The 14,663-nt window shown below is 69.6% G+C and carries 15 protein-coding genes; 10 read left to right on the top strand and 5 right to left on the bottom strand.

Annotated features, from left to right (window positions below):
• Window positions 1-18 precede the first annotated feature (18 nt).
• Window positions 19-1,803 carry a monovalent cation:proton antiporter-2 (CPA2) family protein gene (locus tag ACM14_RS24965; protein ID WP_043824352.1) on the bottom strand — a complete coding sequence of 595 codons (1,785 nt, stop codon included), beginning with the start codon at window positions 1,801-1,803 and terminating at the stop codon, window positions 19-21.
• Between the two features lie 142 nt (window positions 1,804-1,945).
• On the opposite strand from ACM14_RS24965, the gene ACM14_RS24960 reads away from it, so the two are divergent.
• The 4 genes from ACM14_RS24960 to ACM14_RS24945 all read left to right on the top strand — a co-directional run bounded on the left by ACM14_RS24960 (window position 1,946) and on the right by ACM14_RS24945 (window position 5,213).
• Complete coding sequence (locus ACM14_RS24960; protein WP_065347647.1) at window positions 1,946-2,812, top strand: ATP-binding cassette domain-containing protein; 867 nt, start codon at window positions 1,946-1,948, stop codon at window positions 2,810-2,812.
• Window positions 2,813-2,817: 5 nt separating this feature from the next.
• Window positions 2,818-3,687, top strand: a complete 870-nt coding sequence (locus tag ACM14_RS24955; protein WP_254662132.1) for an ABC transporter permease — start codon at window positions 2,818-2,820, stop codon at window positions 3,685-3,687.
• 5 nt (window positions 3,688-3,692) lie between these two features.
• Window positions 3,693-4,508: an ABC transporter permease gene (locus tag ACM14_RS24950; protein WP_065347664.1), complete on the top strand. Its 816-nt coding sequence runs from the start codon at window positions 3,693-3,695 to the stop codon at window positions 4,506-4,508.
• Window positions 4,509-4,742: 234 nt separating this feature from the next.
• A complete protein-coding gene (locus tag ACM14_RS24945; RefSeq protein ID WP_012207603.1) occupies window positions 4,743-5,213 on the top strand; it encodes a RidA family protein in 471 nt (156 codons plus the stop codon).
• Between the two features lie 11 nt (window positions 5,214-5,224).
• On the opposite strand, the gene ACM14_RS24940 is transcribed toward ACM14_RS24945, so the two are convergent.
• A complete protein-coding gene (locus tag ACM14_RS24940; RefSeq protein ID WP_065347646.1) occupies window positions 5,225-5,443 on the bottom strand; it encodes an oxidoreductase-like domain-containing protein in 219 nt (72 codons plus the stop codon).
• A 76-nt stretch (window positions 5,444-5,519) separates the two neighbouring features.
• Window positions 5,520-6,440 (bottom strand): LysR family transcriptional regulator, encoded by a 921-nt coding sequence (locus ACM14_RS24935; RefSeq protein WP_012207596.1) that lies wholly within the window; start codon window positions 6,438-6,440, stop codon window positions 5,520-5,522.
• An 83-nt stretch (window positions 6,441-6,523) separates the two neighbouring features.
• Between ACM14_RS24935 and ACM14_RS24930 the strand changes: the two genes are divergently transcribed.
• The 5 genes from ACM14_RS24930 (at window position 6,524) to ACM14_RS24910 (ending at window position 11,592) form a co-directional block, all read left to right on the top strand.
• Window positions 6,524-7,759, top strand: coding sequence for an alpha-hydroxy acid oxidase (locus ACM14_RS24930; protein WP_065347645.1), 1,236 nt, complete (start codon window positions 6,524-6,526; stop codon window positions 7,757-7,759).
• 52 nt (window positions 7,760-7,811) lie between these two features.
• The gene (locus ACM14_RS24925; protein WP_065347644.1) at window positions 7,812-8,489 is read left to right on the top strand and encodes an RraA family protein; all 678 of its coding nucleotides are present in this window, start codon (window positions 7,812-7,814) and stop codon (window positions 8,487-8,489) included.
• The gene (locus ACM14_RS24920; protein WP_065347643.1) at window positions 8,489-9,529 is read left to right on the top strand and encodes a hydroxyacid dehydrogenase; all 1,041 of its coding nucleotides are present in this window, start codon (window positions 8,489-8,491) and stop codon (window positions 9,527-9,529) included. Before ACM14_RS24925 ends, ACM14_RS24920 begins: the two co-directional genes overlap by 1 nt.
• 66 nt (window positions 9,530-9,595) lie before the next feature.
• Window positions 9,596-10,591 (top strand): tripartite tricarboxylate transporter substrate binding protein, encoded by a 996-nt coding sequence (locus ACM14_RS24915; protein WP_043824367.1) that lies wholly within the window; start codon window positions 9,596-9,598, stop codon window positions 10,589-10,591.
• Window positions 10,592-10,635: 44 nt separating this feature from the next.
• Window positions 10,636-11,592 (top strand): tripartite tricarboxylate transporter substrate binding protein, encoded by a 957-nt coding sequence (locus ACM14_RS24910; protein ID WP_065347642.1) that lies wholly within the window; start codon window positions 10,636-10,638, stop codon window positions 11,590-11,592.
• A gap of 90 nt (window positions 11,593-11,682) precedes the next feature.
• Here the strand turns inward: ACM14_RS24910 and ACM14_RS24905 are convergent, their stop codons facing one another.
• A complete protein-coding gene (locus ACM14_RS24905) occupies window positions 11,683-12,687 on the bottom strand; it encodes a fimbrial protein (RefSeq protein ID WP_254662131.1) in 1,005 nt (334 codons plus the stop codon).
• A 94-nt stretch (window positions 12,688-12,781) separates the two neighbouring features.
• Between ACM14_RS24905 and ACM14_RS32170 the strand changes: the two genes are divergently transcribed.
• Window positions 12,782-12,949 (top strand): hypothetical protein, encoded by a 168-nt coding sequence (locus ACM14_RS32170; protein ID WP_175403307.1) that lies wholly within the window; start codon window positions 12,782-12,784, stop codon window positions 12,947-12,949.
• Window positions 12,950-12,958: 9 nt separating this feature from the next.
• Here ACM14_RS32170 and ACM14_RS24900 read toward each other — a convergent pair.
• Window positions 12,959-14,663, bottom strand: a 1,705-nt coding sequence (locus ACM14_RS24900; protein WP_065347640.1) for a family 2A encapsulin nanocompartment cargo protein cysteine desulfurase, incomplete at its 5' end; no start/stop codon positions are given.

The following is a 14,663-nucleotide window of genomic DNA, read 5'->3' as shown; positions in this document are numbered from 1 at the left end:
CCTGCGGCCCCTGCGCGCTCAGTCCCTGGCGGTGGGCTTGTCGTGCCGGGGCGGATCGATGCGCTCGATATTGCCCAGCAGCAGCGCGCGCCCCGCAAAGTTGCCGCCGGCGGTCTCCAGCGCAAAGCGCTCGGTGTCGCGGCCGCGCACTTCGGCCTCCAGCGTCTGGGCCTCGTCCTCGGTGGCGCCCAAGGCCAGCACGGCATGGCGGCCCATGAGCAGGGCGGACTCGAAGCTCTCGCGCACGACATGGTCGGCGTCCTTCTGGATGAGCTCCAGCGCGTGCTCGCGGTCATAGGCGCGCACGATGAGGCGGGCGTGCGGGCATTCGTGGCGCACGTTCTCCACGATGCGCGTGGCGGCGGCCTTGCTGTCCACGCAGACCAGGATGGCGCTGGCATGGCTGGCGCCGGCCGCATGCAGGATGTCGGCGCGCGCGCCGTCGCCGAAGTAGACCTTGAAGCCGTAGGGCTCGGCGTTGCGGATCACGTCGGGGTCGTTGTCGATGATGGACAGCTTGGCGCCACGGGCCAGCGGCCCCTGGCTGGCGATCTGGCCCACGCGGCCGAAGCCGATGACCAGCACGTTGCCGCGCAGGTCCTGCGGCGCCTCCACGCCGTCCAGCGACACGGCCTCGGCGCCTGCCAGGCGCTTGTGCAGCACCACCACCAGCGGCGTGATGGCCATGGACAGCACGACGATGGCCGTCATGTTGGCATGCACCTCGGGGTCGAGCACGCCGAGCTTGAGCGCCTCGGCAAACAGCACGAAGGCGAACTCCCCGCCCTGGGCCATGAGGATGGCGCGGTCCAGCGCATCGGCATGGCTGCTGCGTGCCACGCGGGCCACGGCATAGATGCACAGCGCCTTGCCCAGCATCAGCGCCACCACGCCCATGCCCACGATGCGCCAGTTCAGCGCCACCACCTCCAGGTTCAGCGCCATGCCCACGCCCAGGAAGAACAAGCCCAGCAGCAGGCCGCGGAAGGGCTCCACATCGGCCTCCAGCTGGTGGCGGAACGAGGATTCGGACAGCAGCACGCCCGCCACGAAGGCGCCCATGGCCATGGACAGGCCGCCCATCTCCATCAGCAGGGCGGCGCCCAGCACCACCAGCAGCGCGGCGGCCGTCATCACCTCGCGCGCCTTGGCCTTGGCCAGGATGCGGAACAGCGGGTTCAGCAGCCACAGGCCCGCGCCCACCAGCGCGCCCAGCGACAGCAGGGCCACGCCCGCGCGTTGCCACAGGGGCGAAGTCGCCACGGGCGCCGCATCGGCAGGCGCCAGAAACGCCACCACGGCCAGCAGCGGCACGATGAGCAGGTCCTCGAACAGCAGGATGGAGACGATGCGCTGGCCGCGCGGCGCCAGAATGTCGCCACGCTCGGCCAGCACCTGCATGACGATGGCCGTGGAGGTCAGCACGAAGCCCGCGCCGCTCACGAAGGCCACCTGCCACGGAAAGCCGAAGGCCATGCCCACGCCCGTGAGCAGCAGCGCGCACACCACCACCTGCAGGCTGCCCAGCCCGAAGATCTGGCCGCGCAGATCCCACAGGTGCGAGGGCTTCATCTCCAGCCCGATGACGAAGAGAAACATCACCACGCCCAGCTCGGCCACGTGCAGGATGGTCTGCGCGTCCGTCACCAGGCCCAGCCCGTAGGGGCCTATGGCCAGGCCAGCGGCCAGGTAGCCGAGCACGGCGCCCAGGCCCAGCCGCTTGAACAGCGGCACGGCCACCACGGCGGCCCCCAGCAGCGTGACGATTCCTACGAGCTGGCTTGCGTTGCCTTCAGCTGCCATGTTGTGTTTCCTTTGTGCGTGCGTGCGTGCGGCAAGGCGGATTTCCATCCGCGAATTTGCGCGCAGGATAGCAAAGCCCGGGCCTGTGTAGAATCGCGCCCCCTCTGTGCCCCCCTCTGCGCTCACCTCACCGCCCAGCGCCATGCCCCAGATCCTCGTCCACGACCTCCGCAAGACCTACCGCATCCATGAACGCGACCCCGGCGTGATGGGCGCGCTGCGCGCGCTGGTGCGCCCGCGCCACCGCACGGTGCAGGCGTTGGATGGCGTGTCGTTTGCGCTGGAGCGTGGCGAGCTGCTGGGCTTCATCGGCCCCAACGGCGCAGGCAAGTCCACCACCATCAAGATCCTGTCGGGCATCCTGCGGCCCGATGGCGGGCGCGTGGAGGTGGACGGGCGCGACCCCTTCGCCGACCGCCAGCGCCATGTGGGCCGCATCGGCGTGGTCTTCGGACAGCGCTCGCAGCTGTGGTGGGACCTGCCCGTGGGCGATGGCTTCAACCTGCTGCGCGACCTGTACCGCGTCGATCCGCTGCGCTTTGCGCGCACCCGCGACGAGCTGGTGGCCATGCTGAGCCTGGAGCGCTTGCTGGACCAGCCCGTGCGCCAGCTGTCCCTGGGCCAGCGCATGCGCGCCGAGATCGCCGCGGCCCTGCTGCACGAGCCCGAGATCCTGTTCCTGGACGAGCCCACCATCGGCCTGGACGCACCCTCCAAGCTGGCCGTGCGCGAGTTCGTGCTGCGCGCCAACCGCGAGCGCGGCACCACGGTGCTGCTGACCACGCATGACATGCACGACATCGAGGCGCTGGCGCGGCGCGTCATCGTCATCGGCCATGGCCGGGTGCTGGCCGACTGCGCGGTCGATGCGCTGCGCGCCCAGGTGGCGGCGGCGCAGCGCGATGGCACGGTCGAAGGCCAAGGCGAAGGCGAGGGCGAGGGGCAGGACATGGCCATCGAGGCCGTGATCGCCCGCTTCTACGCCATGCATGGTGCCTCGGAGGTCTGAGCGCCATGGGATCGCACCAGCGCCTGCACCGCATGCACCGCCTGCAACACCTGCTGCGCCCCTACAAGGCCGCCTTCGCCTCGCGCTTTCTGCTGATGCTGCAGTACCGCACGGCCGCCTACGCGGGCTTTGCCACGCAGTGCTGGTGGGGCGCCATCAAGACCATGGTGCTGGCGGCGTTCTACGGCAGTGCCTCGGCATCGGCCGGCGCGCCGATTTCGCTGGAGCACGCCATCACCTACACCTGGCTGGCCCAGGGCCTGTTCGCGCTGCTGCCCTGGAGCGGCGACCCCGACGTGGCCCTGGCCGTGCGCACGGGCGCCATCGCCTATGACCGGCTGCGGCCCGTGGATGCCTATGCGCTGTGGTTCGTGCGCTCGGCTGGCTGGATCGCCGCGCGCGTGCTGCCGCGCGTGGCGCTGATGGTGGCGTTTGCAGGGCTGGCCCTGCCGCTGATGGGGCTGGGCGCCTGGGGCTGGCAGCCGCCGGCCGGCTGGGCCGCAGGCCTGGGCTTTGCCGCGTCCATGCTGCTGGCGCTGCTGCTGTCCACTGCACTGGTCATGCTGCTGAACGTTGCCGCCGCCGCCGCGCTCAATGAAAAAGGCATCAACACGCTGGCCGCGCCCGTGGTCATCGTGCTGTCGGGTAACCTGCTGCCGCTGGCGCTGATGCCCGACGCCTGGCAGACCGCGCTGCTGCTGCAGCCGCTGGCCGGCGTGATGGACATTCCTGCGCGCATCTATTTCGGCCAGATGGCCGGTGCGCAGATGCTGGCCTGCCTGGCGCTGCAAGCCCTGTGGATTGCCGTGATCGTGGCCCTGGGCCGCGTGGCCATGGCGCGCACCATGCGCGGCCTCGAAGTGCAGGGCGGGTGAGCGCCATGGCCAAGCAAAAAGGATCGCTGTCCATGTTCCTGCGCCTGGCGTTGGCCTCGCTGGGCGGGCAGGCGCGCTACCCGGCCTCGGCGCTGATGCTGACCCTGGGCCAGTTCCTGGTCACGGGCATCGAGGTCATCGCCGTCTGGGCGCTGTTCCACCGGTTTGGCGAGGTGCAGGGCTGGCGCATCGGCGAAGTGGCCGTGTTCTATGGCCTGGTGAACTGCATGTTCGCCCTGGCCGATGCGCTGGGCCGGGGCTTCGACGTGCTGGGCACGCAGTTCCTGCGCACCGGCGCCTTCGACCGCCTGCTGCTGCGCCCGCGCCCCGTGTGGCTGCAGCTCATGGGCCATGACGTGCGCATCAGCCGCCTGGGCCGCCTGCTGCAGGGCCTGATGGTGCTGGGCTTTGCCACGGCCCAGGGCGCCGTGGCGTGGACGCCCCAGGCCGTCGCCGTGGCGCTGTTCGCCGTGGCGGGCGGCGTGGCGCTGTTCCTGGGCATCCTGGTGCTGCAGGGTGCGCTCTCGTTCTGGACCGTGGAAAGCCTGGAAGCCGCCAATGTGCTGAGCTACGGCAGCGTCGAGGCCGCCCAGTACCCGCTGGCCCTGTACGCGCAGTGGTTCCGCCGCCTGCTGACCTTCGCCGTGCCGCTGGCCTGCGTGGCCTACTACCCGGCGCTGGCCGTGCTGGGCAAGCCCGACCCGCTGGGCGCGCCGGCCTGGCTGGGCTGGGTCTCGCCGCTGGCCGGCTTTGCCTTCCTCTGGCTGGCCTCGGGCGCCTGGCGCATGGGAGTGAGGCATTACGCGTCCACGGGCAGTTGAAGCCGCCGCAGGCGCCGGTGCACCACAGGCTCTAGAGCGTGTTATGCACTTTTAAGTACCCGCGTTGGTTCTGCGCGCTGGTGATCGCAAGGCGCAGTGCGCCGCCAAGGCTCATGCCTTGGCAAGCGCTGCAACGCCGCGAGCGCCTGCACGCAGAGCCAACCCTTCGGGAAAGCCGGGAAAGTGCATAACACGCTCTAGACTGCGCGCTTGCCTTACTCCGGACACCAGACCATGACAGCAGATGAACGCTTCGCCCAGGCCGCCCTTGAGCTCGGCCACCGCTTCGATGGCGAGATCAAGATAGGCGGCAACTACAGCCCCGTCGTGCGCGACGGCCAGCAACTGTTCGTCAGCGGGCAGATTCCCCGCGTGGGCGATGAAGTGCTCTACGTGGGGACGGTCGGCGCCGGGATCGACCTGGCATCGGCCAGAACGGCCGCCGCCATCTGCGCCATGCGGGCTCTGGCCTTCGTGCAGCGCGCGGCCGGCTCGCTCGATGCCGTGCGCGCCGTTGCGCGCATCACCGTCTATGTGCGCTCGGCGCCCGATTTCACCCAGCAAAGCGAGGTGGCCGATGGCGCCTCCGACCTCATCGCCCGGGTGCTGGGCCCCGTGGGTGCCCACACGCGCACTTCGGTGGGCGTGCTGCAGTTGCCCAAGGGCGCGGCCGTGGAGCTGGACCTGATCGCCCGCGTGGACTGATCGCGCTACCCCTATCCCTGGCCCGCCGGCGTTTCGTTGCGCGCCTTCCAGGCCCGCAGCGCCTGGCGGTACTCGTCCATGGCCAGGTCATAGCTGTCGAAGATGCAGGGGTCGCAGCCATTGCCGCAGCAGGCGTCCAGGTCGGGCTGCTCGGGCGGCTGGGGCATGGGGTCGGCGGAGGCGGCGGGATCTGCGGAATCTGGGGGATCTGGAAGAGGCGCGGTGGTCATGGGTGTGATTGTCCAGCAGCTCCTGCCGTGACTGCTGCGCGCGGGCTAAAGGGCATGGGGCCGCCAGGGTGCAAGTTCAACTCAAACAGCGCGGCGCCGGGAAATCGATCACGCTGCGGATGATCTCGCGCATTTCCGTGATCAGCGGCCGGGCATCGTCGCGGCGCCATTGCACGGTGTAGGTCAGCGGGGCCAGCGCGCTGTGCTTTGCGGCCTCGGCGCTGCCGTCCAGCACGCGCAGGCGGCCGCGTTGCTGCAGGGCCAGCGCCCATTGCTCGGGCATGTAGGTGAAGCCCAGGCCGTCCACCACCATGCCCACCACGGCGCCCCAGCTGTTGCAGGAAAGGCGCCGCTCCACGGCCAGGCCGTGGCGGCCCAGCCAGTCGTCCAGCGTGCGCGTGGCGCCCGAGCCGGTGGGCAGGGCGATCAGCAGTTGCTCGCGCACCAGGCGCCGGGGCAGGCCGGTGCCGGCGCGGGCGATGAAGTCGTCGCTGGCGGCCCAGACAAAGCGCACCTGGGCGACCTGCTCGAAGGCCAGGCTGCTGCGCGAGGACGGCCCGGCGATGACCACGCAGTCCAGCTCGCCATCGACGATGCGCTGCTCCAGCACCTGGCCGATGTCGGTGTGGGGCTCCAGCTGCAGGTCGGGGTGCAGCTCGGCCACCCGCTGCACCAGCCGGGGCAGCCAGGTCAGGCCGCTGAGCTCGCCAAAGCCGATGCGGCAGCGGCCCTGCAGGCCCACGCTGCGGCCCGCCGCCTCGCGCAGCTGGGCGGCGCCGTGCAGCAGCTCGCGGATGCGCGGCAGCAGCTGCTCGCCCTGGGGCGTGAGTTCGGCGGCGCGGCCGCTGCGGTCGAACAGCTGCACGCCCAGCGAGGCCTCCAGCTCCGCAATGCGCTTGGACAGCGATGAGACCGACAGGTGCACGCGGTCGGCCGCCACGCTGAAGTTCAGGCAGGTGGCGGCCCAGTAGAAGGCTTCGAGCTGTTTGAGGGTCATGGCGACATTCTTCCAAAATCGAAATATCGATTCCTATTTATTTCGCTTTTCTTTGCAGGTTGGCCCTTCTACATTGGCCGGCAATGCCTGCCAACACCGTCCCCTCCACCACCGCTCCTGCAGCTGCTGCGCCAGCCCCTGCCAGGCCGCCGCGCCGCCTGCGCCAGGTGCTGTCTCTCGATGATTTCGAGCGGCTGGCGCGGCGGCACCTGCCGCGCCCCATCCATGCCTACATCAGCGGGGCGGTGGAGGACAACGCCTCGCTGGCGGACAACCGCCGCGCCTTTGCCGAGCTGGCCTTCGTGCCGCGCGCGCTGGTGGGCGTGGCACAGCGCGATCCCTCCTTCGAGCTGTTCGGGCGCCGCTACGGCGCGCCCTTCGGCGTGGCGCCCATGGGCATTGCCGCGCTGTCGGCCTACCGGGGCGATCTGGTGCTGGCCCAGGCCGCACAGCAGGCGGGCGTGCCGGCCATCATGAGCGGCTCCTCGCTGATCCGGCTGGAGGAGGTGATGGCGGCCGCGCCCCACACCTGGTTCCAGGCCTACCTGCCGGGCGACCAGGGCCAGATCGATGCGCTGCTGGACCGCGTGGCCGCCGCCGGCGTGCAGACCCTGGTGATCACGGTGGACACGCCCGTGGCCGCCAACCGCGAGAACAATGTGCGCGCCGGCTTTTCCACGCCGCTGCGGCCCGGGCCGGGCCTGGCCTGGCAGGGCATCAGCCACCCGCGCTGGCTGTTCGGCAGCTTTCTCAAGACCCTGTGGCGCCACGGCATGCCGCATTTCGAGAACAACTATGCGCACCGGGGCGCGCCCATCCTGTCGGCCAGCGTGATGCGCGATTTCTCGGACCGCTCCCATCTGGCCTGGCCGCATCTGGCCGCCATCCGCCAGCGCTGGCAGGGGCAGCTCGTGGTCAAGGGCATTCTTTCGGCCGCAGACGCCGTGCTGGCGCGCGATCACGGCGCCGACGGCCTCATCGTCTCCAACCACGGCGGGCGCCAGCTCGACGGCGCCGTGGCACCGCTGCGCGTGCTGCCCGGCATCGTGCGCGCCGTGCCCGGCCTGCCGGTGATGCTGGACAGCGGCGTGCGCCGGGGCACCGACGTGCTCAAGGCCCTGGCCCTGGGCGCGCGCTGCGTGTTCGTGGGCCGGCCCTTCAACTACGCGGCCTCGGTGGCCGGGCCGGCGGGCGTGGCCCACGCCATGGCCCTGCTGCGCGAGGAGGTGCTGCGCGACATGGCCATGCTGGGCGCCACGCGCCTGGACCAGGTCACACCGGCCTGCGTGCGCCACGCGCAGGCCTGGGATGCGTTCTGAGCGGCAAGACAACGGTATCGGCACAGACACAGACACAGACGGAGACACAGCAGTGAGCAAGATTCCCGGATTCCATATCCACGCCCGGCCCGAGGCCGCCCTTGGTGATGCGCTGCTGCAGCGCTACCGCGGCTTTCCGGTCGCCAATGTCAGCGACGCCATGAGCCGCACCACGGGCACCTCGGCGCTGCGGCCCTTTCACCGCCGCCAGGGGCCGCTGGTGGGCCGTGCGCTGACCGTGCGCACGCGGCCCGGCGACAACCTCATGGTGCACCAGGCCATCGACATCTGCGGCCCCGGCGACGTGATCGTGGTGGACGCGGGCGGCGCCGGGCCCAACGCCATCATTGGCGAGATCATGCTGGCGCTGATGATGGCGCGCGGCGCGGCCGGCATCGTCATTGACGGGCTGATCCGCGACAGCGACACCATCGGCCAGCACGGCCTGCCCGTGTATGCGCGCGGCGTCTCGCACCGTGGTCCCTACAAGGACGGCCCCGGCGAGCTGCATGTGCCCGTGAGCATCGACGGCATGGTCGTCCACCCGGGCGACCTGGTGCTGGGCGACGGCGACGGCCTGCTGTCCGTGCCCGCCGCCGAGGCCGTCGCCATTGCCGACCGCGTGGAGGCCATACAGCGGGACGAGGCCGACGTGCTCGCCGCCATTGCCGCAGGCCGCGCCGACCGCTCCTGGGTGGCGCGCACGCTGGCCGCCAAGGGGGTGCTGTGATGGACCATCGCGTTGTCCGTTTCGACTACTGGCTGGACGCGGCCTTTGACCGCATCGTCTCGGCCGCGCTTGGCGTGCAGCTGGTCACCTGCCGGCGCGAGGGCGACGATGCCGCCGCCTGGCAGGCCCTGGCCGGCGCCCAGGTCTACCAGATCACGGCCGCCAAGGACGAGCTGCCGCGCCACTGGTTCGCCACGGCGGACCTGCTGGCGCGCTGCCCCGATCTGCTGGCCGTGTCCTCTAGCGGGTCGGGCTGCGACACCATCGATATCGAGGCCTGCACGCGCGCCGGCGTGGCCGTGGTGAACCAGTCGGGCGGCAACGCGGATTCGGTGGCCGAGATGGCCATCGGGCTGATGCTGTCCGTGCTGCGCCGCATCAACGAATCCGACCGCCTGCTGCGCGCCCCTGCCCGGGGCTTCAGCCGGGAAGACGTCATGGGCCACGAGTTGCGCGGCCGCACCCTGGGCCTGGTCGGCGTGGGCGAGGTCGGCAGCCGCGTCGCGGCCCTGGGCCGGGCCTTCGGCATGCAGGTGATCGGCTGCGACCCGGCCTATGACGCGGCCGGCCTGGCGGCGCGCGGGGCAGAGGCCGTCGGCTTCGACGAACTGCTGCAGCGCGCGGACATCGTCTCCCTGCACTGCCCGCGCGATGCCTCCACGCTGGGGATCATGAACGCCGCTGCCTTTGCGGCCATGAAGCCGGGCGCCATCTTCGTGAGCACGGCGCGCGGCGGTATCCATGACGAGGCCGCCCTGCACGCCGCCCTGGCCAGCGGCCACCTGGCGGGCGCGGGGCTCGATGTCTGGGACCAGGAGCCGCCGCCCGCCTCCCATCCGCTGCTGGCCCTGCCCCAGGTGGTGGCCACCTTCCACACCGCCGGTGTCACGCACGAGGCCCGGCGCAACAACGCCGAGCTGGCCGCCACCCAGATCGTGCAGTTGCTGGCCGACGGCCAGCGGCCCGCGCGCCTGGTCAATCCCGAGGTCTGGCCGCATGCGCGCGAGCGCATCGCCAGGGCCTTGGACCCGTCCCGTTGAGCCGCTTCCTTCACCATGACTAAAAAGCCTCTCAGACCACTGCAAGAGGCGACCCAGGAGACAAAGATGACACAGCAAGCAAGGCGCGCATTGTGCGCAGGCCTGGCCGCCGCCTGCATGGCGCTGCCGGCCCTGGCCCAGGCCCAGACTCAGGGCGAGGCCCCCTATCCCTCGCGCAACATCGAGATGATCGTGGCCTACGGGCCCGGCGGCGGCACCGACCTGGTGGCGCGGCTGCTGGCCCGCCATCTGGAAAAGAAGCTGGGCGGCAGCGTGGTCGTGCTCAACCGCCCCGGCGCGGGCGGCGGCATCGGCTTTGGCGAACTGGCACGCGCCAAGCCGGATGGCTACACCATCGGCTTCATCAACACGCCCAACGTGCTGACCATTCCCATCGAGCGCAAGAGCAGCTTCCACTGGAGCCAGTACGACCTGCTGGGCAACCTGGTGGACGACCCGGGCGGCTTTGCCATCCACAACAGCAACGCCATCACCACGCTGGCCGGCCTGGCCGCCTACGCCCGGGCCAACCCCGGTGCCGTGACGGTGGGCACCACGGGCACGGGCTCGGACGACCACCTGGCCATGCTGCTGTTCGCCAAGGCCACGGGCACGCAGCTCACCCATGTGCCCTACAAGGGCGCGGGCGAGGTGCGCGCCGCCGCCACGGGCCAGCAGATCACCATCGGCGCCATCAACGTGGGCGAGGTGCTGGCCTACCAGAAGGGCGGCACTCCCATCCGCCTGCTGGGCCAGATGTCGGCCGCGCGCAGCTCGCTGGCGCCGCAGGTGCCTACGTTCAAGGAGCAGGGCATCGATATCGAGCTGGCCTCCCTGCGCGGCCTGGCCGCGCCCAAGGGCTTGCCCGAAGGCGTGCGCAAAAAGCTGGTCGATGCCGTGGCCGCCATCGCGGCCGACCCGCAGTTCAGGCAGCAGGCCGAGGCCATGTACGCGCCGCTGCGCTATCTGGCGCCGCCCGCCTACGCGGCCGAACTGGAGCGCACCGAGGCCGGCTTTCGCAAGCTCTGGACCGAAATGCCCTGGCAGGACGGAAAGCCCTGAAGGCCATGCCCATGCCAACCTTTGAATTCACAAGGACGACCGCCATGCACTGTCTGCCGCGCCGCAGCCTGGCTGCACTGGCCCTGTGCGCCCTGGCCCTGCCGGCCCTGGCGCAAGGCCCCATCACCCTCATCGTGGGCTGGCCTGCGGGCGGCCCCTCCGACAACGTGGCGCGGCTGGCGGCCACGCGCATGAGCGAGGCCCTGGGCCAGCCCATCACCATCGACAACCGGGCCGGCGCGGGCGGCAACCTGGGCAGCGACGCGGCGGCCCGCGCAAGGCCCGATGGCAACACCATCATGCTGGCCACCGTGGCCTCGCACGGCCTGAACTCCGCGCTCTATGCCAAGCTCAACCACGACCCGCTCAAGGACTTCGCGCCCATCGGCATGATCACCACCTCGCCCAGCGTGCTGCTGGTGCCCGTGGCCTCGCCGCTGCGCTCGGTCAACGATCTGCTGGAGGCGGCGCGCGCCAGGCCGGGCCAGCTCAACTACGGCTCGGGCGGCGTGGGCTCCAGCCAGCACCTGGCCGGCGCCAGCTTCAAGCAGCTCACGGGCGTGGATGTCACCCACATCCCCTACAAGGGCACGGCCCCGGCCATGACCGACCTGATGGCGGGCCGCGTGGACTTCGTGCTCACCACGGGCGCCATCCCCTTCATCCGCTCGGGCAAGCTGCGCGCCCTGGCCGTGGCCTCACGCCAGCGCCTGCCGGCCCTGCCCGATGTGCCCACCTTCGAGGAAGCAGGCGTCAAGGGCTTCTACACCGACTCCTGGTACGGCCTGGTTGCCCCGGCCGGCACGCCGCGTGCGGCGCTGGAGCGCCTGAACGGCGCACTGGCCACGGCGCTGCGCAATCCCGAGGTGCAAAAGCAGTTCATCGAACAGGGCTCGCTGCCCGTCAAGCCCATGGGCGTGGACGCGTTCTGGCGCTTCGTGCGCGAGCAGATGCCCGTGGCGGCCGAGCAGGTGCGGGTGTCGGGGGCCAGAGCCGAGTGAGCGCAGCCGGGTGCGGCAGTGCAGGATCGGCACGGGGGCGCCTGCACAGCCGCAATGCAGCCAGCGTGTCACTGGCAGGTCACTGGTAGGTCACTGGTAATTGAGCGTGAAGGTGGCCCGTCCGTTGGCCAGGCCTGTGGTGACGGAGGGCTGGGTCTGGACATAGCGCGCCGTCAATGGAATCACGTGGTTGCTGGTGTTTGGGGTGATGATGCCCGCCTGCCACTGGTTGGGATTGCCGAAGTTGGCGGAGTCCTCGCCGTAGCTGATGACCTTGTCGCTGCTGCGGATCTGGATGCCGATGCCGGCAGCCCCTCCGGTCACCGTCAGCACATCGGAGCGGTTGGCGGCATCGTTGGCATCCGTGAGCGTGACGAACGGGCGCAGGGTGGAATTGGCATCGCCCCCGGTGCAGATCAGTTCCAGATCGAATGGCTGGGGCGCGGAGGTAGAGCCTATCCCGTTGAACAGTGATCTGTTGATTCGCTGCAGGTTCACGGCGATGTTGCTCGTCTTCACCCGGCAACTGGCGCCTGTGCGCACCACGGTGCTGCCGGCCGCCATCACGGACCAGATATTGCAAAGGCTATTGCAGTCAAACCGGGCGGTTGCATAGCTGCTGACGCTGAAAGTACCCGATTGAACGGCGCCTGTCTTGATGAGTTGCATCCATATGGTTTGCTCATGTACATCATCCTTTTGCCATCCCGTGGCTCCTGCATTTTTGGACGTAGTGGTGATGGACATGGTTTTGCCATTGGGGAAATTCCTGGCTTTCCATATGGCACGCCAACGGACTCCTATTCCGCGCAAAGATGTGGAGTAGATATCGCCGTCCAGCGTAGTGGGGTTCATGATTTGGGGCCATATTTCTGAAGATGGCCCCGAAAGCACACTGTAGGAAATTGTGTCGAGAGTGGATTTGAACATGGGCGATTCCCATAGCACTGATCCATTCATGATATTTCCTGCGGGAACGTTGATGATTTCCGGTAATTGGACGATGGATACTGCCGGTGTAAACATGCCTCCATGAATGGAGCTTACAGAAAAGCAAAGCGTTGCCGGAATGAGAAAATATCTGATTTTTTTCATATGAATGAAACCGGAAACGATGCAGGAGAGTTTGATGGGCGTGCTCCAAAGTCTATTCCTATGATTTATGAAAATCCATAGGATCATTCTTATTTTGGCAATGCTTTTTCATGACTCCAATGCCGTGTTCCGTCCGCTGCTGTGGCGCGGCATGGCCACCGGGGCCGGCCTGCGGCACACCTGGCGCAAGCGGCGCCAACGACGTGGCGGCCGCCTGGGCACGGCCACCACGGGCGACGCCTTTGCAAGACGCCTGGGCTGAGCCCGTGGCTCAACCCCGCCTGCGCGCCGCCAGCCCCTGCACCACGGCCGCCAGCCGGTCGATTTCCTCGGTGGTGTTGTAGAAGGCCAGCGAGGGCCGCACCGTGGTCTCCACGCCGAAGCGCCGCAGGATGGGCTGGGCGCAGTGGTGGCCGGTGCGCACGGCGATGCCTTCGGCGTTGAGCGCCTCGCCCACCTCGGCCGTGGTCCAGCCCTCGAGCACGAAGGACAGCACGCTGGCCTTGTCGGCCGCCGTGCCGATCAGGCGCAGGCCGGGGATGTGCGCCAGCGCCTGCGTGCCGTACTGCAGCAGATCGTGCTCGTAGCGCGCGATGCGCTCCATGCCCAGGGCCTGCACGTAGTCGATGGCGGCGCCCAGGCCCACGGCGTCGGCAATGTTGCCGGTGCCCGCCTCGAAGGTGTTGGGCAGGGGCTGGTAGACGGTTTTCTCGAAGGTCACGTCGGCGATCATGTTGCCGCCGCCCTGCCAGGGCGGCATGTCCTCCAGCACCTCGCGCCGTCCCCAGACCACGCCGATACCCGTGGGCCCGAAGACCTTGTGGCCCGAGAACACGAAGAAGTCCGCGCCGATGGCCTGCACGTCCACGGCCATGTGCGAGACCGACTGCGCGCCATCGACCAGGGCCCGGGCGCCCGCCTGGTGGGCCAGCTCCACGATCTGCTGCACGGGCACGACCGTGCCCAGCGCGTTGGAGACCTGGGTGACGGAGACGATCTTGGTGCGCGGGTTCAGCAGCCTGCGGTATTCATCGATGAGCACCTGGCCCGAGTCGTCCACCGGGATCACGCGGATCTTCGCGCCCTTGGCGGCCGCCAGCTGCTGCCAGGGCACGATGTTGGCGTGGTGCTCCAGGTGGGAGACGATGATCTCGTCGCCCTCGCCCACATGCTGCCAGCCCCAGCTCTTGGCCACGAGGTTGATGGCCTCGGTGGTGCCGCGCACGAAGATGACCTCGTTCACGTCGGGCGCGTTGATGAAGCGGCGCACGCGCTCGCGCGCGCCCTCGTAGGCGTCGGTGGCGCGCGCGGCCAGTTCATGGGCTGCGCGGTGGATGTTGGAGTTCTCGTGTTCGTAGAAGTGGCGGATGCGCTCTATCACCGCGCGCGGCTTGTGCGTGGTGGCCGCGTTGTCCAGCCAGGCCAGGGGCCGGCCGTTGACGCGCTCGGACAGGATGGGAAAGTCCCGGCGCACGGCATGCACGTCGAAGGGCGCCTGCACGCCGGCCGCTCCATGCCTTGCCCCGTGCGAAGCCTGCTGGCGCTGCAGCGGATGGGCCGGCGTGGTGTAGCCGGCGGGCAGCACCACGGGATCGACAAAGTAAAAGCGCGGCTCGGCCGAAGGCACGGTGGACGCAATGCCGGGCCCTTCGGTGGGCACGCCGATGCGCGGCACGGCGGGTGACGCAGGTGACGCAGGTGCAGCAGGTGCCGTGAACGGGAGCGCGGCCAGCGCATCCAGCGGATCGCCCTGGCGCTGGGGCACGCCCAGCACCTGCGATCCCAGGCGCGGCTCGTAGGCGGGCAGGGCGCTCACGACATGGTCGGGCACGCCGTTGCCGGCCTGGGCATGGGGCAGCAGCGCGGGCGCGCGGTGGGCCAGCGAGGCCAGCGGCGCGGGCGAGGCCGGCAGCAGGTTGTTGCCCGGCGCCAGGCCCTGCGGGATGGGCGTGCCCGGCACGCCGGGGCCCAGGCCT

Source organism: Delftia sp. JD2, assembly GCF_001682645.1.
GTDB lineage: Bacteria > Pseudomonadota > Gammaproteobacteria > Burkholderiales > Burkholderiaceae_C > Comamonas > Comamonas acidovorans.
The sequence above is the reverse complement of the archived record's forward strand: the minus strand, read 5'-3'. Positions and strand labels throughout refer to the sequence as shown.

Bases quoted from the DNA above. Each gene is read 5' to 3' on its own strand.
- ACM14_RS24955 (WP_254662132.1), top strand. From the start codon at position 2,818: ATGGGATCGCACCAGCGCCTGCACCGCATGCACCGCCTGCAACACCTG.
- ACM14_RS24965 (WP_043824352.1), bottom strand. From the start codon at position 1,803: ATGGCAGCTGAAGGCAACGCAAGCCAGCTCGTAGGAATCGTCACGCTG.
- ACM14_RS24945 (WP_012207603.1), top strand. From the start codon at position 4,743: ATGACAGCAGATGAACGCTTCGCCCAGGCCGCCCTTGAGCTCGGCCAC.
- ACM14_RS24960 (WP_065347647.1), top strand. From the start codon at position 1,946: ATGCCCCAGATCCTCGTCCACGACCTCCGCAAGACCTACCGCATCCAT.
- ACM14_RS24915 (WP_043824367.1), top strand. From the start codon at position 9,596: ATGACACAGCAAGCAAGGCGCGCATTGTGCGCAGGCCTGGCCGCCGCC.
- ACM14_RS24950 (WP_065347664.1), top strand. From the start codon at position 3,693: ATGGCCAAGCAAAAAGGATCGCTGTCCATGTTCCTGCGCCTGGCGTTG.
- ACM14_RS24910 (WP_065347642.1), top strand. From the start codon at position 10,636: ATGCACTGTCTGCCGCGCCGCAGCCTGGCTGCACTGGCCCTGTGCGCC.
- ACM14_RS24920 (WP_065347643.1), top strand. From the start codon at position 8,489: ATGGACCATCGCGTTGTCCGTTTCGACTACTGGCTGGACGCGGCCTTT.
- ACM14_RS24940 (WP_065347646.1), bottom strand. From the start codon at position 5,443: ATGACCACCGCGCCTCTTCCAGATCCCCCAGATTCCGCAGATCCCGCC.
- ACM14_RS24935 (WP_012207596.1), bottom strand. From the start codon at position 6,440: ATGACCCTCAAACAGCTCGAAGCCTTCTACTGGGCCGCCACCTGCCTG.
- ACM14_RS24930 (WP_065347645.1), top strand. From the start codon at position 6,524: ATGCCTGCCAACACCGTCCCCTCCACCACCGCTCCTGCAGCTGCTGCG.
- ACM14_RS24905 (WP_254662131.1), bottom strand. From the start codon at position 12,687: ATGAAAAAAATCAGATATTTTCTCATTCCGGCAACGCTTTGCTTTTCT.